The organism is Serinicoccus shuyuelongi, assembly GCF_045032955.1.
GTDB lineage: Bacteria > Actinomycetota > Actinomycetes > Actinomycetales > Dermatophilaceae > Ornithinicoccus.
Map to the genome: position 1 here is coordinate 504,183 of NZ_JBJFZU010000002.1, position 23,213 is coordinate 527,395.

The window sequence follows — 23,213 nt, forward strand, 5'->3', positions numbered from 1 at the left end:
GCGTGTCGACACTGCCCGTGGGGCTACGGACGCTGGCGATCGTCCAGGCGGGCGGGGCCGGGAGCCGGATGGACGTGCTCACCCGTGAGCGGGCCAAGCCGGCGCTGCCGTTCGCCGGCACGCACGCGCTGGTCGACTTCCCGCTGTCCACGCTGGCCGCCAGCGGTGTCGCGGACGTGTGGGTGGCGGTGCAGTACCAGTCCAGCACCCTCGACACCTACCTCGCCGGGGGAAGACCGTGGGACCTGGACCGCACCCACGGCGGTTTCCGCCGGCTCACCCCGGAGCAGGGGTCCGGCCCGGCCGAGGAGGACGGCTTCAGCCACGGCAACGCCGACGGGCTGTTCCGGCTGCGCGAGGAGATCCTGGCCTTCGACCCGGACGTGCTGCTGGTGCTCTCCGCCGACCACGTGTTCTCCGCCGACCTGCGACCGATGGTCAGCCGGCACCTGGAGCGGGGGGCCGAGTGCACGATGCTGACCGCCGAGATCGGCGTGCAGGAGGCCGCGCACAACATGGTCGTGCACACCCGCGCCGACGGCAGGGTGTCGCGGGTGGACTACAAGCCGGGCTCGACCGGCACCGGCACCGTCGCCGTGGAGATCTTCCTCTACGACCCCGCGGTGCTCGTCGCCGAGCTCGAGCGGCTGCGCGCCGACCTGCACCGGGACGACGGGGACGGCGAGGACACCGGTCTGGGCGACTTCGGCGAGCACCTGGTGCCGGCACTCGTGCAGCGCGGCCAGGTGTATGCCGACCCCCTCCCCGGCTACTGGAAGGACGTCGGGCGACCCCAGGCCTACCTGCAGGCGCACCGGGACCTGCTGACCGGGCGGGTCGACGTCTTCGACCACCCGGGCCGGCCCGTGCTGGGCCCGGGCGTCCCCGACCCGCCCGCCTGGTGCGGCGACGAGGCTCAGGTCGCCGGGTCGATGCTGGCACCGGGCAGCCGGGTCCGGGGGACCGTGCGCCGCAGCGTCCTCGGCCCTCGGGTGGAGGTGCAGGCCGGGGCCGTCGTCGAGGACAGCGTGCTGCTCTCCGACGTCGTCGTCGAGGCCGGTGCGGTGGTGCGCACCGCGGTGCTGGACGAGGGGGTCGTGGTCGGGCGCGGCGCCAGGGTCGGGGAGACGCCCGCCGGCACCCGGCTCAGCGACGAGGCCATCACCCTGGTCGGGCGGGACAGCCACATCTCCCGGGACGCCCGGATCGCCGCCGGCGCGCGGCTGGAGCCGGGCACCACCGCCTGAGCTCCGGCCGAGACCCACCCGATCTCCGCGGGGGGCGCCGACGCAAGGAACAAACCCCCCGCTCGTGTAGTTGAGCGAAGTGAACTCAACTTCACTGAGCGCGGGTTTGACAAGACGCCGCCCAATCAGCAGAGTTGAGTGCAGACGTGTCAACCTCGGCGCACGACGTGCGCATCGACATACCAAGGAGAGCAGTTCATGGGACGTGCAGTCGGAATCGACCTCGGCACCACCAACTCGGCGGTCGCCGTCCTCACCGGAGGCGAGCCGGAGATCATCGCGAACGCCGAGGGTGGCCGCACCACCCCCTCGGTCGTCAGCTTCGCCAAGAACGGTGAGGTCCTGGTCGGTGAGGTCGCCAAGCGGCAGGCCGTCACCAACGTCGACCGCACCATCCGCTCCGTCAAGCGCCACATGGGCACCGACTGGAGCACCAAGATCGACGACAAGGACTACACCCCGCAGGAGATCAGCGCCCGTACGCTGATGAAGCTCAAGCGGGACGCCGAGTCCTACCTCGGTGAGGACGTGACCGACGCGGTCATCACCGTCCCGGCGTACTTCGACGACGCCGAGCGCCAGGCCACCAAGGACGCCGGTGAGATCGCCGGCCTGAACGTGCTGCGCATCGTCAACGAGCCGACCGCCGCGGCGCTCGCCTACGGCCTGGACAAGGGCAAGGAGGACGAGCTCATCCTCGTCTTCGACCTCGGTGGCGGTACCTTTGACGTGTCCCTGCTCGAGGTGGGCAAGGACGCCGACGACGGCTTCGCGACCATTCAGGTCAAGGCCACCCACGGTGACAACAAGCTCGGTGGTGACGACTGGGACCAGCGCGTCATCGACCACCTGGTCACCACGGTCAAGAACCAGACCGGTGTCGACCTGAGCAGCGACAAGATCGCCCTGCAGCGTCTCAAGGACGCCGCGGAGCAGGCCAAGAAGGAGCTCAGCTCCGGATCGAGCACCTCGATCAACCTGCAGTACCTGTCGATGGGCGAGAACGGCCCGATCCACCTGGACGAGACCCTCACCCGTGCCCAGTTCGAGCAGATGACCTCGGACCTGCTGGAGCGCACCAAGGCTCCCTTCGAGCAGGTCATCAAGGACGCCGGCATCAAGCTCGACCAGATCGACCACGTGGTCCTGGTCGGTGGCTCCACCCGGATGCCCGCCGTCGTCGAGACCGTCAAGAAGATGACCGGCGGCAAGGACCCCAACAAGGGCGTCAACCCGGACGAGGTCGTCGCCGTCGGCGCCGCGCTGCAGGCCGGTGTCCTCAAGGGCGACCGCAAGGACGTGCTGCTCATCGACGTCACCCCGCTGAGCCTGGGCATCGAGACCCAGGGCGGGATCATGACCCGGCTGATCGAGCGCAACACCGCGATCCCGACCAAGCGCAGCGAGACCTTCACCACCGCCAGCGACAACCAGCCCTCGGTGGGGATCCAGGTCTACCAGGGTGAGCGGGAGATCGCCGCGCACAACAAGTTGCTCGGCAACTTCGAGCTCACCGGCATCGCCCCGGCTCCGCGTGGGGTGCCGCAGATCGAGGTCACCTTCGACATCGACGCCAACGGCATCGTGCACGTCTCCGCCAAGGACCGTGGCACCGGCAAGGAGCAGTCGATGACGATCTCCGGTGGCTCCGCGCTTCCGAAGGACGAGATCGAGCGGATGATCAAGGACGCCGAGGCGCACGCCGAGGAGGACAAGCAACGGCGCGAGGAGACCGAGACCCGCAACTCCGCGGAGCAGCTCGTCTACTCCACCGAGAAGTTCCTCTCCGACTCCGGCGACCAGGTCCCGGCCGAGGCCCGTGGCCCGGTCGACACCGCGCTGACCGACCTCAAGGACGCGCTCAAGCCCGAGAGCGGCGCCTCGCTCGAGGACATCAGCGCCAAGATGGAGACGCTGTCCACCGAGAGCCAGAAGATGGGCTCGGCGATGTATGCCGCGCAGCAGGAGTCCGGTGCGGGTGACGCCGGCGCCCAGCAGGGTGCCGACGGCGAGGCCGGGAACGGCACCGCCGACGCCGGCTCCGACGAGGACGTGGTGGACGCCGAGGTCGTCGACGACGACGAGGAGAAGAAGTGACGGACACCCACGGAACCCCTTCCGAGGGCGGCCCGGACGAGGGCCGTCAGGGCGAGGGCCGCGACGGCGAGAAGGTCGGGCCCGTCATCCGGGACAAGCGACGGATCGACCCGGAGACGGGTGAACGGCGCCAGCCGGAGCCCGAGGCCGCACCCGCCGACGACACCGACGGTGTCGCCGACGGTGCGGTGGCCGACGGCGGGAGCGGCGACGTCACGGCCGGCGGCGAGATGGCTGGCGACACGGCTGCGGACGACCTGACCGGTGTCGCGGACGACCTGCACCCTGACTCCCTGCTGGCCGCGGAGCGGCTGGAGGAGATGCGCCGGATGCAGGCGGAGTTCGTCAACTTCCGCAACCGCACCCAGCGGGAGCGTGAGCTGGACAAGGGCCGCGCGACCGGGGCCGTCGTCGAGTCGCTGCTGCCGGTGCTGGACGACATCCACTCGGCCCGCGAGCACGGCGACCTCACCGAGGGCAGCCCGTTCGCGGCGATCGCCGACAAGCTCGAGCAGGCCCTGGGCCGCTTCGGTGTGGAGCGGGTCGGTGCCGTCGGCGACGTCTTCGACCCGAACGTGCACGAGGCGCTGATGCACCTGCCCGCCGAGCAGGCCCAGCTGCCGGAGGGCACCACGGAGATGACGGTGGTGCAGGTGATGCAGCCCGGTTTCAAGGTCGGCGACCAGGTCGTGCGTGCCGCGCGCGTCGCGGTGGCGGACCCGGGCTGAGACCCGCCGTGCGGCATACCCTGACCGGGCGGGCGTTCTGCAGCGACAGGACGCTCGCCCGGTCGGAGCACAACGCTCGCCCGGTCGAGGACGCGGGCGACACGGGACGACACGAAGGAGGAGGTGAGCACCGATGGTGAACCAGGACTGGTTCGACAAGGACTTCTACGCGATCCTCGGCGTCAGCAAGGACGTCGACGCCAAGGAGCTGAAGAAGACCTACCGCAAGCTGGCGCGGCAGCACCACCCCGACAGCAACCCCGGGGACGCGGCGTCCGAGCAGAGGTTCAAGGACGTCGGTGAGGCCTACGCGGTGCTCTCCGACCCCGAGCAGCGCAAGCAGTACGACGCGGTGCGGCAGATGGGCGGAGGTGCCCGCTTCACCGCGGGTGCCGGCGGCCCGGGCGCCGGCGGCGGCGGCTTCGAGGACGTCTTCGCCCAGATGTTCGGCGGTGCCGGCGGTGGGCAGGGGCAGCGCTTCTCCACCGGCGGACCCGGCGGGGTGGGCGGTGTCGGCGGGGTCGATCTCGAGGACCTGCTGGGCGCCTTCGGTGGCGCCGGCGGTTTCCAGCAGCGCAGCCAGGGCGGACCGCAGGGCTTCCCGGGCGGCTTCCCCGGCGGTGGCGGCTTCACCGGCCGCGGTGGAGGTATGCCGCGCGGCCAGGACGTGCAGGCCGGCACCACCATCGACTTCCGGGCCGCGGCTTCCGGCGACACCGTCACCCTGTCCAAGCCGGACGGCGGGCGGATCACCACCCGCATCCCGGCCGGCGTCAAGGACGGCCAGAAGATCCGGCTGCGCGGCAAGGGGATGCCCGCGCCGATGCAGGGCGCCGAGCCCGGCGACATGTACCTCACGGTCACGGTCACCCCGCACCCCGTGTTCGGGCGTGAGGGCAACCACCTCACGGTGGACCTGCCGGTGACCTTCTCCGAGGCCGCCCTCGGCGCCACCGTGCAGGTGCCGACCCTGGACGGGTCGGTCGTCAAGGTCAAGGTCGCCCCTGGCACCCCCTCCGGGCGGGTGCTGCGGGTCAAGGGCCGGGGCATCGCCACCAAGCAGAGCACCGGCGACCTGCTCGCCAAGGTGCAGGTGGTCGTCCCGCAGCGGCTCTCCGACACCGCCCAGGAGGCGGTCGAGGCGCTGCGCGCCGAGGAGGCCGGCACGGACCCGCGGGCCGAGCTGCTCCAGCGGGCCAGGGCGTGATGACCCGTGGTCGACCGTGAGACACCCGTCTACGTGATCTCGGTCGCGGCCGAGCTGGCCGGTATGCACGCGCAGACCCTGCGCCAGTACGACCGGCTCGGCCTCGTCACACCCTCCCGCACCCGCGGCGGAGGGCGGCGCTACTCCTCCCGCGACATCGACCGGCTGCGGGAGGTGCAGAACCTCTCCGCCGAGGGCGTCAGCCTGGCCGGCATCCAGCGGATCATGGACCTGGAGCTCCAGGTCGAGGGCCTGCGCGACCGTCTCGCGCAGCTGCTCGCCGAGAACGAGCAGCTCCGCGAGACCGGCCAGTCGCGGGTCTTCGCGGCGGACCTCACCGGTGAGGTCGTCGCCCTGCGGGCCGGTCGCCGACCCCGGGGCCGCTCGACCAGCACCGCCCTCGCCCTCTGGCGCCCGCAGGGCTGGCCGCGCGGCTGAGCTCCTGAGCCTGTGCCCCAAGGCGATTGCCGCTCGCCCCCTTACCCCCTGCCCCTTGGGCGCACCGCGGTGGGTACGTGCTGCCAGGACAGCACATACCCACCGCGGTGGCTGGCGAAGGCCTACTTGATCTCGCGCCGGGACACCCGCCACAGGCCGAGGGCCAGCGGCACCACGATCCAGATGAGCGTGGTGACCCCGAGCTGCTGCCATTCCTGGGCGCTGGCGTTGCTCGACTCGGCGAACGGTATGCCGGCCATCGTCGGGTCGATCCAGGCGGCCCGGTCCCGGAGCCAGCCGACCGTCGCGGTGACGATCGAGATGACCACCGGCAGCACGAAGAACGCGGCGATCGCCAACGGCACGTTGAGCAGCAGCGCCCCGAAGGCGACACCCATCAGGATGTAGATCACCTGGATCACGGTGTAGTTGAGCACCAGTGCCCCGGTCACCGCCAGGTCGATGTCGCCACCGGCCACCGAGACCGACAGCACGTGCGCCAGTGCGGCGAGCACGAAGGTCACCGCGAGCACGACGAGTCCCAGGAGCACCGCCGCCAGCGACTTGGCGACCATGACCCGGAGCCGGCGGGGCTCCTGGGTGAAGGTGATCAGGGCCGTGCGCTGGCTCCATTCCGAGGCCGCCGTCAGGATGCCGAGCACCGGCAGCAGCACCGCCTGCGGCAGCACCGCGGTGGTGAGCAGCGCCAGGAACCCGGCCCCGTCCTCCCGGCTGAACCACATGACGAGGCCCATCGCCAGCGCGGTGACCGCGACGATGACGATCAGCAGCCACCGTCCGGCCCGGGTGTCCACGGTCTTGCGCAGCTCGGCGTGCAGCAGCTGGCCGAAGCCCAGCCCGCTACCCAGGGAGCCGGGCGGCTCCTCGCGTGCGCCGGTCGCGTCGGACCTCAGGGAGGCCTGGTCGTCGGCCGTGCCGACGGGGGTGCTGGTCGTGGAGCTCATGCCGCCACCTCTCGTGCGTCGTCCGCGGTCAGGGTCAGGAACATCTCTTCGAGGCCACCGCCGGAGGCACCGAGGCTGGTGATGACCAGGCCCTCGTCCAGGGCGAGCCGGCCGATGGTGGCCGGGTCGGTCTGCGCGCCGAAGCCGCCCCGGGGCAGGGCCACCGGTGACAGGCCGGCCCGCTGCAGCGCGGACTCCAGGGCCGCACGGTCGGTGCCGTCCAAGACGACCCCGCCACGGGAGAGCAGCTCCTCCTTGGTGCCCTGGGACACGATCCGACCGCGGCCGATGAGGACCAGGTCGTCGGCGACCTGCTCGACCTCGCTGAGCAGGTGCGAGCTGAGCAGCACCGTCCCTCCGTCGTCGGCGAAGTCGCGCAGCAACCCGCGCATCCACCGGATGCCCGCCGGGTCGAGGCCGTTGGCCGGCTCGTCGAGGATGAGGACGTGCGGGTCGGCGATCAGCGCGTTCGCCAGGCCCAGCCGTTGGCGCATACCGAGCGAGTAGTCCTTGACCCGCCGCTGCGCCTCCCGCGAGGACAGGCCGACCCGCTCCAGCGCGGCGTCCACCGCCTTGCCGCCGACACCGGTGACGATGGCGCTGAGCAGCAGCGTCTCCCGCCCGGTGCGACCGGCGTGCTGCGCCGAGGCGTCGAGCATGACACCGACGTGACGGGTGGGGTTGGGGAGCGCGCCGTAGGGGCGGCCCAGGATCCGGGCGCTGCCGGAGGTGGCCGGCGTGAGCCCGCACATCATCCGCATCGCGGTCGACTTGCCGGCGCCGTTCGGGCCGAGGAAGCCGGTGACACGACCGGGGGAGGCGGTGAAGGAGATGTCGTCGACGGCGGTGAAGGCGCCGTAGCGCTTGGTCAGGTGCTCGATCTGGATCATGTCACCACCCTCCGTCGCGGGGGCCGTCCCGCACATCGGTCGCCGGTCTGCGGGCGGCTGACCAAGGTCGGCGGCGTGAGGTGTCGGCCCCGACCAAAGTAGGGGCGGACGGCAGACCGACGGCCGGGGACGACCGTGTCCGGTCGCCGTAGGCTCGGTGGGATGCAGCATCCACCGCCACCCCTGACCCGCTGGCAGCAGACCTGGCGGCTGGCGACGGTATGGCTGCTGGGCGGCCTGTTCTGGCTGGCGGTCTTCGCGATCACCCCGGTCGGTCAGGGGGAGCCGACCGACCGGGGCGTCGTGGACGTGCTGCTCCTGCTGGACATCGCCATCGGTCAGCTGGTCGTGGTGCTGGTCGCCTTCCGACGGCGCTGGCCGGTCGGGGTGGCTGTGGCGGTGTCCCTGCTCTCGATCCTGTCCACCTGGTCGGTCCCGGCCGTGATGCTGGCCATACTCTCCCTGGCCACCCGGCGACGCATGCCGCCGCTGGTGGTCGTGCTGATCCTGAACGTGGCGCTCGGGGCGGTCCACGACCGCTGGATCGCGCCCATCCTCTTCCCCGACGACCCGTCGTATGCCTCGGGTCGCGGCTCCCTGCTCTCGCTCGGGCTGACCTCGGTGATCGGGCTGCTGGTCTTCGCGATCGTCGCGCTGATCGGCTGGAACATCGGGGGTCGGCGCGAGCTGGTCAGCAGCTGGCGCGCCCAGGCCGAGACCGCCGACCGTGAGCAGTCCGCCAGGGTGGCGCAGGCCCGGCTGGCCGAGCGGGCCCGGATCGCCCGGGAGATGCACGACGTGATGGGGCACCGGCTCTCCCTGGTCGCGATGCACGCGGGGGCGTTGGCGCACCGCCCCGACCTGACCGAAGCGGAACGGACGCAGAGCGCCGAGATCGTCAGGGACGGCGCCCATCAGGCGTTGGAGGAGCTGCGGGTGGTGCTCGGGGTGCTGCGCGCCGAGGACGAGGGGAGCGGCGGGGCCGCAGCGAGCGGGACGGCCGGCGGGACCACGGACGGTGCGGCGGGGCGGGCCGTCGAGGCCCCGCAGCCCGCGTTCACCGACATCCCGTCGCTGGTGGCGGAGGTGACCAGCAGCGGGCAGCAGGTGCAGCTGGAAGCAGCGCCCGACCTGTGGGCCCGGTCGGTGGAGCTCCCGGGACCGGTGGGACGGCACGCCTACCGGGTGGTGCAGGAGGCGCTGACCAACGCCCGCCGGCACGCACCCGGGACTCGGGTGCAGGTGGAGCTGGCCGGGGGGCCGCAGGCGGGCCTGCGCGTGCTGGTCCGGAACCCGGTCGTCTCGACCGTGCCCGCGACCGGGCAGGGCTTGGGCCTCCCCGGGATGGCCGAGCGGGTGACGCTGGCCGGGGGGACCTTCGAGGCCGGGGTGGTCGGCGGCGACTTCGCCGTGCGAGTGTGGCTGCCGTGGCGGACGACGTGAACGGGGCGGCAGTCCCCCGGGTGGTGCTGGTCGACGACGACCCGCTGGTCCGGGCGGGCCTGCGGATGCTGCTCGGTGGACCGGACGGGGTGGAGGTGGTCGGCGAGGGGGACGACGGTGATCGGGTGGTCGAGCTCGTGGCCCGGCACCGGCCGGACGTCGTGCTGATGGACGTGCGGATGAGCCGGGTCGACGGGTTGACGGCGACCCGGGAGGTGCTGCGGCGCTGGCCGGAGACCAAGATCCTGGTGCTCACGACCTTCGACGCCGACGAGCTGGTGCTGGAGGCGCTCCGCGCGGGGGCCCGGGGCTTCGTGCTCAAGGACACCCCGCCGCAGCGGCTCGTCGCCGCGGTCCACGAGGTGGCCTCCGGTGACCACGCCCTCTCCCCGTCGGTGGCCTCGCTGCTGGTGCGCGAGGTGGCCGGTGGCGCGCGGGCTGCCTCGGACGACCGGGGAGCCAGGGCACGGGCCTCGCTGGATCTGCTGACCGAGCGTGAGGTCGAGGTGGCCCGGGCGGTGGCCCGGGGCGGCTCCAACGCCGAGATCAGCCGCGAGCTCTACCTGGGCATCCCCACCGTCAAGGCGCACGTCTCGAGCATCCTGGCCAAGCTCGACCTGACCAACCGGGTGCAGGTCGCCCTGGTGGTCCACGACGCCGAGCGCTGAGGCATACCTCGCCCCTTGCCCCTTGCCTGCCACCCGAGTGCGGTCACCCTAGCCGGACCTTCATCACGCTTTAGGGCGATGAAGGTCCCTCTAGCGTGACCGCACGCCGAGGAGGACGCGGCTCAGGCGCCACGCCGTTCGGAAGCCAGGGCTGCCTCGACCATGGCCCGGATACGCCCGGGGTGGTCCAGGTCGGCCCACACCAGCCGGACGACGGTATAGCCGGCCCGGCGGAGGCGCAGCTCACGACGCTTCTCGGCCACGAGGTCCTCGGGGGAGGCGTACTTCGACATGCCGTCGAACTCGGCGATCACCCGGGTCCCCTCGATCAGGAAGTCCACCCGACCGAGGAACGTGCCGATGACGTCGCGGATCACGACCTGGGGCTGCGGGACGTAGCCGAGTGCCGCGAGGACCAGCCGGGTGAGGCTCTCCCCGGGCGACTCGGTCCGGGCGTCGACCAGCTCGGTCACCCGCTCCATCAGGGCGTGCGCCGGATGGTGCTCGCGACCGTCGAGGGTGCCGACCAGGTCGGCCGTGCTGACCATGCCGCGATGCAGCGCCGCGTCCGCCGCCACCACCCCCGCGTCCCGCCCGTGCAGCTCGGCGACCCCCATCACCACGAAGCGGGGCTCGAGCACGGCCACCCCGTTCAGCAGGGTGGAGCGCGCATCGGCATACCCCGTGTGGATGGTGTGGATCGCGGTCCTCCGGTGCTGCCCGGTGGCGCATCGGCACCCGTGCACCCGGTCGGAGAGGGACCGGATCAAGGGAAGACCGTGCAGGAGCGCGGCGCTGGTGTGGCTCACAGGACGTCCTTCGGCCAGGTGCGGGCGATGGCGGTGGCCCGCAGGACGTGTCGCTGCTCGGGGCCTGCCGAGCCGTAGCGTGCCCCGTCCACGAAGGATGCCCGTCCCGCCCGCACCAGGATCTTCCGGGAGACCAGCGTGCGGACCGTCTCCGGGCTGATGCCGAGGGCGGTGAGCTCCCGGCTGAGGACGGTGCCGTGCCCGGTGTCCAACGCCCGTTGCAGCACCTCGAGCCGGCTGCGGTGGAGCTGCTGCTCCTCGGGGTCGTGCGGTGGGGGAGACGGGAGACGCGGCATACCTGCACCTTCCCGGGACACAGGTCCCGCCCGCAGAAATCGTCCACAGGGGGCGGCCCACCCGGGACCGCGGTCACCTTAGCCGGACCTTCATCGCCCTATAGCGTGGTGGATTTCCGGCGAGGTTGACCCCACTCCGGGGGAAGGGAAGGGGGCGGGAGAAGGGGCCGGGGGCGGCGGGCTTGCGACTGTCAGAGGCTCACGTCAGGCTGCGGGTATGCCCACCCCACCGCTGCCGAGCTACGCCGACGTCGAGGACGCCGCGGCGGTGCTCGAGGGCGTGGCCCACCGGACCCCGGTGCTGACCTCCCGGCGGCTGGACGAGCTGGCCGGGTGCCGGTTGCTGCTCAAGGCGGAGCACCTGCAGCGGGTGGGGGCGTTCAAGTTCCGCGGCGCCTACACGGCGCTCTCCGCGCTGGGCGGCGGTCGGCGTGCCGCCGGCGTGGTCGCGTTCTCCTCCGGCAACCACGCCCAGGCCGTCGCGCTCGCCGCCCGCGAGCTGGGGATGCCCGCCACCATCGTGATGCCGCTGGACGCCCCGGAGCTCAAGGTCGCGGCGACACGGGGCTACGGCGCGCACGTGGTGCGCTACGACCGGTACACCGAGGACCGGGAGGAGATCGGGCGCGCGATCGCCGCCGAGAGCGGGGCGACGCTGGTCCCGCCCTACGACCACCCGCACGTCATCGCCGGGCAGGGCACCGCGGTCAAGGAGCTGGTCGAGGAGGTCGGTCCGCTCGACGTCCTCGTCACCCCGCTGGGCGGGGGAGGCCTGCTGTCCGGGTCGGCCCTGGCCGCGCGGGTGCTGGCTCCCGGAGCCCGGGTCTACGGGGTGGAGCCGGCGGCCGGGGACGACGGGAGGCGCTCGCTGGCGGAGGGCAGGATCGTGCACATCGAGACGCCCCGCACCATCGCCGACGGCGCCCAGACCCAGCACCTGGGGGAGCTGACCTTCCCGATCCTGCGCGAGCACGTCGACGCCGTCGTCACTGCCACCGACGAGCAGCTGGTCAGCGCCATGCGGCTGGTGGCTGGGATGCTCAAGCAGGTGGTGGAGCCGACCGGAGTCCTCGGGCTCGCGGCGGTCCTCTCCGGCGCGGTGCCGGTGGGTCCGGGGGACCGGGTGGGGGTGGTCCTCACCGGGGGCAACATCGACCCGGCCTGGTTCGCCCGGCTCCTGGCCGGCGACGGTGAGAGCGGCACGCAGCAGCACACCTCGCGCACATAAGACAGATATAACAACGTTCACGTTGTATAACAGGTATAACCGTTCTTGAGGGGAGGGTGACGTGCCCGGAAACCCGTTCCGGCCCAGCTTCGGCACCAGCCCACGCGTGCTGGCCGGCCGCGCCGGGCTGCTCGACGAGTTCGACGTCGCCCTGGACGAGGGCCCCGGCTCACCGATGCGCTCCATCCTCATCAGCGGCCCCCGCGGGATGGGCAAGACGGTCGTGCTGAACGAGCTGGAGGACCGGGCCCGCACCCGGGGGTGGCACGTCGTCCGGTTGCCCGAGGGCCCCGGCATGGTCGAGGAGACCGAGCAGAGCCTGCTGCCCGGGCTGCTCGCCCGGGTCGACCCGGCCGCCGAGCAGCGCCGGGTCACCGGCGGCGGCATCCACGCCGTCGGCTCGATCAGCACCGAGATCGACCACGCCTACCCGCACACCCAGAGCCTGACGGCGATGCTGGCGCGGCTCGCGACGTTGGCGGCCGAGCGCGGCACCGGGGTGCTGCTGACCCTGGACGAGGTGCAGTCGGTGGAGGTGGCCGAGGTCTCCCGGCTGGCGTCGGCATACCAGCACCTGCTGCGCGACGACCACGAGATCGCCTTCGTCGGGGCCGGCCTGCCGGTGGGGATCGCCACCCTGCTCAAGCAGCGCGGCACCACCTTCCTGCGCCGCGCCGAGCGGCTGCAGCTTGGGCCGCTGGACGAGGCCGAGGTCGCCGACGCCGCGGTGCGCACGGTCCGTGCGGCGGGCCGGGTGATCAGCCCGGAGGCGGTCCGGCTGCTGGTCCGGATCGCGCACGGCTACCCCTACCTGCTCCAGCTGGTCGGCTACCACGCCTGGCGCGCGGCCGGCACCGACGAGGTCATCACCGAGCGGGACGTCGAGCGGACCCGGGAGGTGGTCGTCGACCGGATGAGCCGGCTGGTGCACACCCCCGCGCTGCTCGACGTCCCGCCCGGGCAGCTGGACTACCTGCATGCGATGGCCCAGGACGACGGGCCCTCCGCCACCGGTCTGGTCGCCGAACGGCTCGGGGTGAGCAGGCAGCACGCCAACGTGGTCCGCACCCGGCTCATCGCCCGCGAGCTCATCGCACCGGTCGGCCACGGGCTGGTCGACGTGGCGCTGCCCTACCTGCGCGAGCACCTGCGGCGGGTCGGGGAGTGAGCGGGCCGTCCCCGGCGCGGGTCCCGGTCCCGCGCGAGATCTGGATCCTGGTCGGTGCCTCCTTCGTCATCGCGGTCGGCTTCGGGCTCATCTCCCCGGTGCTGCCCGGCTTCGCCCAGTCCTTCGACGTCGGGGCGACCGCCGCCACCGTCGTCGTCTCGGCCTTCGCGTTCTTCCGGTTGGTCTTCGCCCCGGCGGGCGGGGCGCTGGTGCAACGGCTGGGGGAGCGGCCCGTCTACCTCACCGGCCTGCTGATCGTCGCCGCGTCCTCCTTCGCGACCGCGTTCGCGCAGACCTACTGGCAGCTGCTGGTGTTCCGCAGCCTCGGCGGGATCGGGTCGACCCTCTTCACCATCTCGGCGATCGCGCTGCTGGTCCGGCTGGCGCCGCCGACCATCCGCGGGCGGGTGTCCTCGCTGTGGGGAAGCTCGTTCATCCTCGGCAGCATGCTGGGCCCGGTCCTGGGCGGGCTGATCGCCGGGTGGGGCACCCGCGTCCCCTTCGTCGTGTATGCCGTCGCCCTGGTCATCGCCTCCCTGGTCGTCGCCGTCGGTCTCGGTGGCGCCCGCCTGCGAGCCGCCCCCGAGGACGCCGACCGGCCGACCCTCAGTGTCCGGGAGGCCCTGCGGGACAAGGCCTACCGGGCGGCGCTGGCGTGCGGGGTGGCCAACGGCTGGGCCAACCTCGGGGTGCGGATGGCGGTCGTCCCGCTGCTGGCGGCGGCGGTGCTCGACGAGCCCTGGGTGGCCGGGGCGACGCTGACGACGGCCGCCGCGGGCACCGCCGTCACCCTGCAGATCACCGGCCGGCTCGCCGACCGGCTGGGCCGCCGGCCGCTGATCATCGCCGGGATGGTCACCTCCGGCATCTCGCTCGGGCTGCTCGGGCTGGCCGTCGCTCCTGGGATCGAGGGAGCGACCGCTCTGACCCTGCTGCTGAGCCTCAGCCTGGTCTCGGGGATCGGGGCCGGGCTGGTCAACCCGGCGCAGCAGGCCGCGGTGGCCGATATCGTCGGCAACGAGCGCAAGGGCGGGACGGTCCTGTCGACCTACCAGATGGCCACCGACGTCGGGGTCATCGCCGGCCCGGTGCTGATCGGGCTGGTCGTCGACCTGGCCGGCTTCGGTGCCGCGCTGGCGGTGACCGGGGTGGTGGCGGTGCTGGGCGGGCTGGTCTGGCTGCGTGCCCCCGAGACCCTCAGCCCTGCGGCGACCACTCGCTCGCGAGCATCGACATGAGGTGGCAGTCCACCCAGCCGTTGGCATACCGCAACGCCTCGCGCCGGGTCCCCTCCAGCACGAAGCCGACCTTCTCGTAGACCCGGCGGGCGCGCGGGTTGAAGGCGTAGACCTCGAGCTCGACCCGGTGCAGGCCGAGCTCGCCGAAGGCGTGCCCGACGCTCAACCGGGTCGCCTCGGTGCCCAGGCCCCCGTCCCTGGCCTCACCGATCCAGATCCGGAAACCGCAGGAGCGGTTCCCCGGGTCGTGGTCGGTGAGCAGGCTCTCGCCGACCGTCCGGCCGGTGGTGCGGTCCACGATGGCCCACACCAGGCGGTCGTCGTCGGTGGCCCACCGGGCGTACACCCGCTGGAGCTCGGGCACGCCCAGGGTCATCCGACCGGTCTCGCTGTCGTCGTGGATCGACCCGGTCAGCCGGGCCACCTCGAGGTCGCCCATCAGCGCGTGCAGCCGCTCGACGTGCTCGGACCCGGCAGGCACCAGCTCGACGAGCTCCCCGGTGAGGGTGGGGGTGCGGGTGAGGTCCGGGTCGCTCATCCGACCGCCCGTTCGAACTCGGCCAGCACGTCCTCGCCGAAGAGGACGAAACGCACCTCCTGCACGTCGGGGACCTGCGCGGCGCAGCCACGGACGGTGTCGACCGCGATGTCGGCCACCTGGGCCGGGTCCCAGCCGTAGACCCCGGCGCTGATCGCCGGGAAGGCCACCGAGGTGGCGCCGATCTCCTGGGCAACCTCCAGGCTGCGTCGGAAGCAGGAGGCGAGCAGCTCCGGGTCGTCCTGCCCCCGGTGCCGGTTCGGCCCGACGGTGTGGATCACCCACCGGGCGGGCATCGCCCCGGCCCCGGTCGCGACGGCCTCGCCGACCGGCAGCCCGTCGTGCCAGCGGGCCGCCCGCACCCGGCGGCACTCCGCCAGCAGCTCGGGCCCGGCGGCACGGTGCATCGCGCCGTCCACCCCGCCCCCGCCGAGCAGGGTGGAGTTGGCAGCGTTGACGACGGCGTCCACCGCGACGGTGGTGATGTCCGAGAGCTCGCAGCTGATCCGCATGCGCCCATTCTCACGCGTGGTGGCCCGTCGAGCCCTCCGGAACGCCGTCGCGGTCGCTGGTGCCGTCGCCGGTGGCGGCGACGGGGGCGGTTGAGAGACTGGGCGGGTGAACGTCAGGAGCACACCCCGGCCGAGCAGCCCTCGCCCCTCGGTCACGGTCGCCCGGGTGCTCGAGGACCTCGGCAACACCTTCCTTCAGCCGATGGTCCTCGGCCTTCCGACCAGGGCGGTGGAGGGGGTGGTGATCCACGACCCCGTCGACGACCAGCACTGGCCCGCCTCGCCGGTGGTCCTGGGGGTGGGGGTCAGCGGGGCCGGCCAGGTCGGCGACCTCGCCGAGCGGGTCGGGGCCCAGGGCGCCGCCCTGCTGATCCTGCGTGAGCCGGTCGAGACGGACGACGCCGCCCTGGCCGCCACCTGCCACCGGCACGGGATGACCGTGGCCGGCCTGACGCGGGGTGCCTCGTGGGCGCAGCTCACCGCCATGCTGCGCTCGCTGCTCTCCGAGGGCGACGTCGGCGGTGGTGACGACGAGACGATGGGCGGGCTGCCCTCCGGTGACCTCTTCGGTCTGGCCAACGCGATCAGCAGCCTGGTCGACGCCCCGGTGACGATCGAGGACCGCAGCTCCCGGGTGCTGGCCTTCTCCGGGCGGCAGGACGAGGCCGACCCGTCCCGGATCGAGACCATCCTGGAGCGGCAGGTGCCGGAGCGCTACGCCCGGCTGCTGGACGACCAGGGCTTCTTCTCCGACCTGTACGCCGCCGACCACCCGATGAGCATCCAGCTGCAGGGGCAGGAGGCCGTCAGCAAGCTGCGGGTGGCGATGGCGGTCCGCGCCGGCACCGAGGTGCTGGGCTCGATCTGGGCCGCGGTCGACGAGGAGCTGAACCAGGAGCGCGCGGCCGCGCTGCAGGACGCCGCCAAGCTGGTGGCGCTGCACCTGCTGCGGATCCGGGCGGGCGCGGACGCCTCCCGCCGGATCCGGGCCGACCTGCTCGGAACGGCCCTCGAGGGCGGTGTCCGGGCGCGGCACGCGGTGACCCGCCTCGGGCTGGCCGGGGCCACCGTGGCGGTGCTCGCCATGCAGGTGGCCGAGGTGTCCGGTGGGACCTCGGGCGGGCGGGGCGACCTCACCGCGCTGGGACACGACGCCGTCGAGAGGGAACGGCGCAGCGACGCGCTGGCCCTGCACCTGACCTCGGTCCACCCGAAGGCCGCGACCGCGCTGCTGGGGGAGGTCACCTACGGGCTGATCCCGGTCGCCGACGGGCTGGCGGCGGCGCAGCGGACCGCCCGCGACTTCGTTGCCCGCACCGGCCCGGGGTATGCCCCGCGCGTCGGGATCGGTCCGCTGGCCACCGACGTCGACGGACTGGTGGCCGCCCGGCGGGGCGCCGACCGCGCCCTCCGGGTGCTGGTCGAGGGCGGGGCCGGCCCGGTCGGTGCCACGGTCGGCGCGGTGGCCGCCTACCCGGACGTGCAGATCCAGTCGTTCCTGCTGGACCTGCGGGACCGGCTGCTGTCCGACGACGAGCAGCCGAGCGGTCCCGTCTCCCGCCTGGTCGACCACGACCTCGCTCAACGGACCAGCTTCGTCGAGACGTTGCGGGCCTGGCTCGACGCGCACGGCGACGTGGCTTCCGCCGCGGGCTCGCTGCACATCCACGCCAACACGCTGCGCTACCGGTTGCGGCGGATCGAGAGCATCGGCCGGATGGACCTTACCGACCCCGAGGTGCGCTTCGCCGTGCAGCTGCACCTACGGCTGCTGCCCTCGTCCTGAGGACGAGGAAGAACGGTGCTCAGGCCGGCAGGTCCACCGTGCCCGTGCTGAACCGCTCCAGCCGCTCCGGCAGCACCTCGACGCCGAAGCCGGGACCGGTCGGCACGTCCACCGCCCCGTCCCGCATCACGATCGGCTCGGTCACGTCCTCGGTGTAGAAGCGGTCCGACCCGGAGATGTCCCCGGGCAGGACGAAGCCCGGCAGCGCGGCCAGCGCCGCGTTGGCGGCCCGGCCCACACCGGTCTCCAGCATCCCGCCGCACCAGACGGGTATGCCGTTGGCCCGGGCCAGGTCGTGGATGCGCCGGGCCTCCAGGTAGCCGCCGACCCGGCCCGGCTTGACGTTGATGACGGAGGTCGCGCCGAGCGCGATCGCGTCCGCCGCGACCTCGGCCGAGACGATCGACTCGTCCAGGCAGATGGGCGTGCGCACCTGCCGTGCCAGCTCGGCGTGCTGACGCAGGTCGGCCTCCCCGAGCGGCTGCTCGATGAGGAGCAGGTCGAACTCGTCGAGACGGCGCAGCAGACCGACGTCGGCCAGGGTGTAGGCCGCGTTCGCGTCCACCTGGAACGGCAGGTCGTCCCCGAAGGCCTCCCGGACGGCCCGGACCGGGCCCAGGTCGCTGCCCGGCTGGATCTTGAGCTTGATCCGGGCATACCCCTGGTCGAGGAACTCGCCGACCACCCGGACGGTCTCCTCGCCGGAGGGCTGGATCCCGACGGAGACCCCGCTGGGGACGCTGGTCCGCACCGCGCCCAGGTAGTCGGCGAAGGAGACGTCGCGGGCCCGCAGCTGGGCGTCCAGGACCGCCATCTCCAGGGCGGCCTTGGCCATCGGGTGCCCGACCACGTGCCGCAGGTGCCAGGCGACGGTCTCCGCGGTGAGGTCCTCGACCGCGAGCAGGGCCGGCGCCAGCCACCGGCGGGTGACCTCGACCGCCCCGGACAGGTGCTCCGGCGAGTAGAGCGGCGCCTCCATCGCCACGCACTCGCCCCACCCGGTCACCTCGCGGCCGTCCGTCGTCCGGGTCCGGGCCTCCACCAGGTAGCAGCTGCGCACCGTGGTGGTGGCGAACGAGGTGGTGAACGGGGAGCGCAGCGGCATCTCGATCAGGTGCAGGCGCAGGCTGGTCAGTCTCATGGTTCCTTCCGCAGGATGTAGTGGCGGTCGTCGTCGAAGTCGTGCACCTGCCAGCCCTCGGCGAGCAGTCCGCCCAGGGCCAGCCGGGTCCGCTCACGCCAGCGCAGCGCCAGCTCCGGGGCCTCGCGGCGCAGCGCCTCGATGTCGCGGGGGACCCCGACGAGCACCCGGTCCGTGTTCGCGGGCACGTCCAGCAGGGGCTCGCCCGGGTGGTCGTCGTGGTTGGACAGGGCCAGGTGGGTGCCGCCTGCGGGCTGTCCCGGCGGCGCGGTCGTGCTGCCGCCGGCGGGGTCGCCCAGCTCCCAGCGCACCACCATCCGGTCGGAGGCCTGCCCCGCGTTCACGGTGTCCCGCATCTGGCCGTAGAAGTTCTCGTGGTAGCGCCGCGGGTATGCCCCGAGCACCCGGATGTTGAAGTGGGCGTTCCGCGCGACCAGGGGGTCGAAGGTCCACACCATGGTGCCGATCCCCCGGTCCAGGCACCAGCGGCGCTGGTGCTCCTTGATGGCGCGGCCGACACCGTGGCCGCTCGCCTCCGCCCGGACGCCGACGATGTGGGAGTGGAAGGGCTCGCCCGGGGGGCCGCAGAAGCCCACGGCCGCCCCGACCGGACGGCCGTCGAGGCGGGCCAGCAGGACGTAGTTGCGGCTGTGGGTGAGGGCGACCATCAGGTGCCGGTCCAGGATGGTGCCGTCCTGGACCGCCCAGATCCGGTCGAACAGCTCGGCGACCTCCAGGCACTCGGCCGGTCGGGTGACCAGGGTGAGTGTCAGCTGCCCCGGCACCATCCGCCGGGTGTCCGACGGGGGGCGGCGGACGGGCTGGGGAGCGACCATCTCAGTGCTCCTCCCGTCCGGGTGCCGTGCTCCCCGGGGCGGGCTCGGGGCCGGCGTCGCGCAGCTGCTCGATCAGGTGGGCGAGGACGGCGGTGCGGGGGCCGATCTCGTCGACGAGGGCGTGCTCGTGCTCGGCGTGCGCCCCACCGCCGACGGCGCCCAGGCCGTCCAGGGTCGGGACCCCCGCCGCCGCGGTGAAGTTGCCGTCCGAGGCGCCGCCCACCGCGACCGCTTCGGGGACCGGCACCCCCAGCGCGGTGCAGGCGTCGGCATACCGCCGCCAGAGGCCGGCGGCGTGGTGACGCTCCATCGGGTAGCGGTTGATCCCTCCGGCGGTGCGGACCTGCGCTCCCGTCTGGGTCGCGCGGAGGGCGTGCAGCCCGGCGTCGACACGCTCCAGCTCGGCCGCCGACCGGGCGCGGACGTCGATGTCCAGGGTGGCCGCGGCCGGCACCGTGTTGGTGGTGCTCCCGCCGGCGAAGGTGGTCGGGGTGACGGTGGTGCCTGCCTCGGGGTCCGCCAGCTCGAGGATCCGGGGCAGCTGGGCAGCGAGCTCGAGCAGCGCGCTGACCCCCCGCTCCGGTTCCAGGCCGGCGTGCGCGGCGACCCCCTGCAGCTCGACCCGGTAGCGGCCGGCGCCCTTGCGGGCGACCTTGACGGCCCCGCCGTCGGCGGAGGCCTCCAGGACGAGCACCCCGGCGGCACCTGCCGCGGTCTGCAGGATCAGCTCGCGGGAGTGCGTGGAGCCGACCTCCTCGTCGCCGGTGACGAGGAGGGTGACACCGTCCAGGGCGTCCGGTCCGGAGCGCTCCTGCAGCAGCGCGCAGGCGTGCACCGCCATCACCAGGCCGGTCAGCATGTCGAAGGTCCCCGGGCCGCGCAGGACCCCGTCCTGGTGCGACCAGGGGATCCGCTCCAGGGTCCCGAGCGGCCAGACGGTGTCCTGGTGGCACAGCAGGAGGACCCGCGTCGGACCCCCCAGGTGGAGCAGCAGGTGCGTCACGCCCTCCTCGACGATCGTCTCCGGCCGCCGACCGAGGCGTTCCTCGACGACGTCGGCCACCGTGCGCGCGCCCTCGGCGACGGCGGCCAGGTCGGAGGAGGGGGACTCCACCTCGACGAGGCGGCGCAGGTCCGAGAGCAGGTCCGGCACCCGCTTCCCGGCGGCAGCCAGCAATGGTCCAGGGGTGCTCGCGGGTGCGGTGTTCACACTGCGCCACGCTAGGACCCGAGGTCCCGTCGTTCAATGGACATCTGCACCAAGAGCAAGCCGAATCTTCGGCCGATCCGACGATGCCGCGGCCGGGGTGGGTTGCCATCATGAGTCCACGTCCCAGACGAGGAGACCTTCGTGCACCGTTCCCCCAAGACCATGGCCGTCGTGACTGCTGCTGCCGCCGCCACCCTGCTTGCCGCCTGCAGCGGAGGCGGTGGGGACGACGGAGCCGGCACCGGCGACGACGCCGGTCAGCCCAGCGCCGCGCCGGTGAGCGACGGGTCCTTCGTGCTCGGGGTGGCCAACGACCCCGGCAACCTGGACCCGTCGATGACCGTGCTGTCGGTCACCCGCACCGTGAGCCGGCTCAGCTACGACACGCTGGTCCACCAGCGCCAGGACGGGACCTTCGTGTCCCAGCTGGCCACCGACTGGGAGGTCGGCCCGCAGGAGATCGCCTTCACCCTGGACCCGGACGTCACCTGTTCCGACGGCAGCCCGCTGACGGCCACCGACGTCAAGGACAACATCGACTACGTCAGCGACCCGGAGAACCAGAGCCCGTTGCTGGGGGTCTTCGTCCCGGCCGGGCTGACCACCGAGGCGGACGACGAGGCGGGCACCGTCACGGTGACCGCGCCGGAGCCGAACGCCTTCCTGCTGCACGGCTTCACCAACGTCTTCATCCTCTGCCGGAGCGGGCTCGACGACCACGACGCGCTCGCGCAGGAGACGCACGGGACCGGCCCGTGGGTGCTCTCCGAGGCGGTGGCGGACGACCACTACACCTATACCCGTCGCGCCGACTACGCCTGGGGCCCGGACAGCACCACCCTGGAGGGTGACGGGGTGCCCGAGGAGGTCGTCGTGCGGGTCATCGCCAACCCGACGACGCTGACCAACCTGGTGCTGTCCGGTGAGGTCAACGCCGCGACCGTGATCGGCGCGGACGCGGACCGGCTGGACGCCGAGGGCGTCGACAAGATCGAGCTGCGCTCGCCCCAGGGCGAGTTCGTCTTCAACCAGGCCGAGGGCCAGCCCGGCTCCGACCCGGAGGTCCGGCAGGCGCTGCTCCAGGCCCTGAACATCGAGGCCCTGGCCACCGTCGCCACCGGGCGGGAGGACTCCCAGTCGGTGGGCCTGGTCACCACCGAGCCCCAGCCCTGCCAGGGCGACACCGTCTCGGGCAACCTGCCCACCTACGACGTCGAGGCCGCGGCGTCGGCGCTGGACGCGGCCGGGTGGACGGCCGGTCCGGACGGGGTCCGCACCAAGGACGGCGAGCCGCTGGCGATGACCTTCGTCTACCCCGCGGGCACCGGTGACTCGGTCGCCGCCGCGGCGGAGCTGGCCGAGCAGATGTGGCGCGAGGTGGGCGCGGACGTCACCCTGCAGAGCGTCACCTCGACCCAGATCAACGAGGTCCTCTTCGCCACCGGCGACTGGGACGCCGGCTGGGTGCCGCTCACCGTCAGCCTGCCGAGCCAGCTGGTCCCGTTCTTCTCCGGGCCGGCGGCGCCGGACGGCACCAACTTCGGCCACCTGGACAACACCGTCTACAACGAGAACTCGGTCGAGGCCCTCTCCACCGGTGACACCGAGGAGGCCTGCGCACTCTGGAACGAGGCGGAGTCGGCCCTGATCTCCGAGGGCGACGTGGTGCCGATGTTCGACGCCGTCGCCGGTGTCTACCTCAGCGGCGGCACCCTCCAGTACCCCGGTGGCGAGCTGGACGGCAGCTCGCTGCGGCTAGGCCAGTGACGGCCGCCGTCGACGCGCCTGTCGCCCCGGCGGCGGTCGGTGGCTCCCCCGGGACGAGGACGTGGGCCAGGTATGTCGTCCGCCGCCTCGGGGTCTTCGCCCTCTCCCTCTGGCTGCTGGTGACCTTCGCGTTCGCGATGATCCACCTGATCCCCGGCGACCCGGTCCGCGCCGCGCTGGGGCTCAACGCCAGCCCGGAGCTGGTCGCGGCCCGCCGTGCCGAGCTGCGCCTCGACGACCCGATCCTCAGCCAGTACGTCCACTACCTGGGCGGGCTGGTCAGCGGGGAGTGGGGGGTGTCTCTGCAGTCGCGCCTGCCGGTGACGCAGGTGATCGCCGAGCGGCTGCCGAACACCCTGCTGCTGGCCGGGCTGACCTTCGTGGTGACCCTGCTGATCGCACTGCCGATCGGCACCGGGATGGCGGTGCTCACCCAGCAGGGGCGGCACCGCCTGCTGGAGCTGGGGTACACCGGCGTCGCGATGGTCGTCTCGGCGATCCCGGAGTTCCTGCTCGGGGTGCTGCTGGTCTACGTCTTCGCCGTGCGGATGGAGGTGCTGCCCATCGCCGGCAACGCCGGCCCCAGCTCGATCATCCTGCCGGTGGCCGCACTCTCCCTCGGCTCGGCGCTGGCCCTGTCCCGGATCGTCCGGGTCGAGCTGCTGAGCGTGCTGGGGCGGGACTTCGTCCGCACCGCCCGGGCCAAGCGGCTGCGCCCGAGCAGGGTGTACCTGCGGCACGCGCTGCCCAACGCGCTGACCGCCACGATCACCCTCGGGGGCCTGCTGCTCTCCGGTCTCATCGCCTCCACCGTCATCGTCGAGAGCATCTTCGCCTGGCCCGGCCTGGGGCCGACGATGGTCAGCTCGATCATCACCAAGGACTACCCGCTGATGCAGGCCATCGTGCTGATCTACGGCGCGATGGTGCTCAGCATCAACCTCGTGGTGGACATGGTGCTGTCGGTACTGGACCCGCGCTCCACGATCCGGGAGGCCTGA

Annotated in this window: 22 protein-coding genes; 13 read left to right on the forward strand and 9 right to left on the reverse strand. The window is 72.9% G+C overall.

The window, feature by feature from the left end:
- Window positions 1-2 precede the first annotated feature (2 nt).
- The 5 genes from ACI3EY_RS02610 to ACI3EY_RS02630 all read left to right on the forward strand — a co-directional run bounded on the left by ACI3EY_RS02610 (window position 3) and on the right by ACI3EY_RS02630 (window position 5,717).
- Window positions 3-1,247 carry a glucose-1-phosphate adenylyltransferase family protein gene (locus ACI3EY_RS02610; protein WP_405039317.1) on the forward strand — a complete coding sequence of 415 codons (1,245 nt, stop codon included), beginning with the start codon at window positions 3-5 and terminating at the stop codon, window positions 1,245-1,247.
- A gap of 198 nt (window positions 1,248-1,445) precedes the next feature.
- Entirely contained in the window at window positions 1,446-3,344 is a 1,899-nt protein-coding gene (dnaK, locus tag ACI3EY_RS02615; RefSeq protein ID WP_405039318.1) for a molecular chaperone DnaK, read from the forward strand.
- On the forward strand, window positions 3,341-4,072 hold the full coding sequence (locus ACI3EY_RS02620) for a nucleotide exchange factor GrpE (protein ID WP_405039319.1): 732 nt from the start codon (window positions 3,341-3,343) through the stop codon (window positions 4,070-4,072). The genes dnaK and ACI3EY_RS02620 overlap by 4 nt, the downstream gene beginning before the upstream one ends.
- A 133-nt stretch (window positions 4,073-4,205) precedes the next feature.
- Window positions 4,206-5,279, forward strand: a complete 1,074-nt coding sequence (locus ACI3EY_RS02625) for a DnaJ C-terminal domain-containing protein (protein WP_405039320.1) — start codon at window positions 4,206-4,208, stop codon at window positions 5,277-5,279.
- Window positions 5,280-5,285: 6 nt separating this feature from the next.
- On the forward strand, window positions 5,286-5,717 hold the full coding sequence (locus tag ACI3EY_RS02630) for a heat shock protein transcriptional repressor HspR (protein WP_405038743.1): 432 nt from the start codon (window positions 5,286-5,288) through the stop codon (window positions 5,715-5,717).
- A 122-nt stretch (window positions 5,718-5,839) separates the two neighbouring features.
- On the opposite strand, the gene ACI3EY_RS02635 is transcribed toward ACI3EY_RS02630, so the two are convergent.
- Window positions 5,840-6,682, reverse strand: coding sequence for an ABC transporter permease (locus ACI3EY_RS02635; RefSeq protein WP_405039321.1), 843 nt, complete (start codon window positions 6,680-6,682; stop codon window positions 5,840-5,842).
- Window positions 6,679-7,572 carry an ABC transporter ATP-binding protein gene (locus ACI3EY_RS02640; RefSeq protein WP_405039322.1) on the reverse strand — a complete coding sequence of 298 codons (894 nt, stop codon included), beginning with the start codon at window positions 7,570-7,572 and terminating at the stop codon, window positions 6,679-6,681. Before ACI3EY_RS02640 ends, ACI3EY_RS02635 begins: the two co-directional genes overlap by 4 nt.
- Before the next feature lie 162 nt (window positions 7,573-7,734).
- Here ACI3EY_RS02640 and ACI3EY_RS02645 point away from each other — a divergent pair, with 162 nt between their 5' ends.
- Window positions 7,735-9,015, forward strand: a complete 1,281-nt coding sequence (locus ACI3EY_RS02645; protein ID WP_405039323.1) for a sensor histidine kinase — start codon at window positions 7,735-7,737, stop codon at window positions 9,013-9,015.
- Window positions 9,000-9,683: a response regulator transcription factor gene (locus ACI3EY_RS02650; protein ID WP_405038747.1), complete on the forward strand. Its 684-nt coding sequence runs from the start codon at window positions 9,000-9,002 to the stop codon at window positions 9,681-9,683. Before ACI3EY_RS02645 ends, ACI3EY_RS02650 begins: the two co-directional genes overlap by 16 nt.
- Window positions 9,684-9,805: 122 nt before the next feature.
- On the opposite strand, the gene ACI3EY_RS02655 is transcribed toward ACI3EY_RS02650, so the two are convergent.
- Both ACI3EY_RS02655 and ACI3EY_RS02660 read right to left on the reverse strand, forming a co-directional pair.
- A complete protein-coding gene (locus ACI3EY_RS02655) occupies window positions 9,806-10,492 on the reverse strand; it encodes a hypothetical protein (protein ID WP_405039324.1) in 687 nt (228 codons plus the stop codon).
- Entirely contained in the window at window positions 10,489-10,788 is a 300-nt protein-coding gene (locus ACI3EY_RS02660; protein WP_405039325.1) for a type IV toxin-antitoxin system AbiEi family antitoxin domain-containing protein, read from the reverse strand. The genes ACI3EY_RS02655 and ACI3EY_RS02660 overlap by 4 nt, the downstream gene beginning before the upstream one ends.
- Window positions 10,789-11,005: 217 nt before the next feature.
- Between ACI3EY_RS02660 and ACI3EY_RS02665 the strand changes: the two genes are divergently transcribed.
- From ACI3EY_RS02665 to ACI3EY_RS02675, 3 genes are all read left to right on the forward strand, one after another.
- A complete protein-coding gene (locus ACI3EY_RS02665; RefSeq protein ID WP_405039326.1) occupies window positions 11,006-12,016 on the forward strand; it encodes a threo-3-hydroxy-L-aspartate ammonia-lyase in 1,011 nt (336 codons plus the stop codon).
- 61 nt (window positions 12,017-12,077) lie between these two features.
- Window positions 12,078-13,184 carry an ATP-binding protein gene (locus ACI3EY_RS02670; RefSeq protein ID WP_405039327.1) on the forward strand — a complete coding sequence of 369 codons (1,107 nt, stop codon included), beginning with the start codon at window positions 12,078-12,080 and terminating at the stop codon, window positions 13,182-13,184.
- Window positions 13,181-14,422, forward strand: a complete 1,242-nt coding sequence (locus ACI3EY_RS02675) for an MFS transporter (RefSeq protein ID WP_405039328.1) — start codon at window positions 13,181-13,183, stop codon at window positions 14,420-14,422. Before ACI3EY_RS02670 ends, ACI3EY_RS02675 begins: the two co-directional genes overlap by 4 nt.
- On the opposite strand, the gene ACI3EY_RS02680 is transcribed toward ACI3EY_RS02675, so the two are convergent.
- Entirely contained in the window at window positions 14,382-14,960 is a 579-nt protein-coding gene (locus tag ACI3EY_RS02680) for a GNAT family N-acetyltransferase (protein WP_405039329.1), read from the reverse strand. The genes ACI3EY_RS02675 and ACI3EY_RS02680 overlap by 41 nt on opposite strands.
- On the reverse strand, window positions 14,957-15,472 hold the full coding sequence (locus tag ACI3EY_RS02685) for an O-acetyl-ADP-ribose deacetylase (RefSeq protein WP_405039330.1): 516 nt from the start codon (window positions 15,470-15,472) through the stop codon (window positions 14,957-14,959). Before ACI3EY_RS02685 ends, ACI3EY_RS02680 begins: the two co-directional genes overlap by 4 nt.
- A 106-nt stretch (window positions 15,473-15,578) precedes the next feature.
- Between ACI3EY_RS02685 and ACI3EY_RS02690 the strand changes: the two genes are divergently transcribed.
- Entirely contained in the window at window positions 15,579-17,258 is a 1,680-nt protein-coding gene (locus tag ACI3EY_RS02690) for a PucR family transcriptional regulator (protein WP_405038754.1), read from the forward strand.
- A 19-nt stretch (window positions 17,259-17,277) separates the two neighbouring features.
- Here ACI3EY_RS02690 and menC read toward each other — a convergent pair whose 3' ends face one another.
- Genes menC through ACI3EY_RS02705 form a run of 3 tightly spaced genes read right to left on the reverse strand, consistent with a single transcriptional unit; the run spans window position 17,278 to window position 20,445 of the window.
- Entirely contained in the window at window positions 17,278-18,399 is a 1,122-nt protein-coding gene (gene menC, locus ACI3EY_RS02695; protein ID WP_405038755.1) for an o-succinylbenzoate synthase, read from the reverse strand.
- Window positions 18,396-19,235, reverse strand: coding sequence for a GNAT family N-acetyltransferase (locus tag ACI3EY_RS02700; protein WP_405039331.1), 840 nt, complete (start codon window positions 19,233-19,235; stop codon window positions 18,396-18,398). The genes menC and ACI3EY_RS02700 overlap by 4 nt, the downstream gene beginning before the upstream one ends.
- Window position 19,236: 1 nt before the next feature.
- Window positions 19,237-20,445 carry a M20 family metallopeptidase gene (locus ACI3EY_RS02705; protein ID WP_405038757.1) on the reverse strand — a complete coding sequence of 403 codons (1,209 nt, stop codon included), beginning with the start codon at window positions 20,443-20,445 and terminating at the stop codon, window positions 19,237-19,239.
- Window positions 20,446-20,586: 141 nt separating this feature from the next.
- Here ACI3EY_RS02705 and ACI3EY_RS02710 point away from each other — a divergent pair, with 141 nt between their 5' ends.
- Both ACI3EY_RS02710 and ACI3EY_RS02715 read left to right on the forward strand, forming a co-directional pair.
- A complete protein-coding gene (locus ACI3EY_RS02710; RefSeq protein ID WP_405038758.1) occupies window positions 20,587-22,212 on the forward strand; it encodes an ABC transporter substrate-binding protein in 1,626 nt (541 codons plus the stop codon).
- On the forward strand, window positions 22,209-23,213 hold the full coding sequence (locus tag ACI3EY_RS02715) for an ABC transporter permease (RefSeq protein WP_405038759.1): 1,005 nt from the start codon (window positions 22,209-22,211) through the stop codon (window positions 23,211-23,213). Before ACI3EY_RS02710 ends, ACI3EY_RS02715 begins: the two co-directional genes overlap by 4 nt.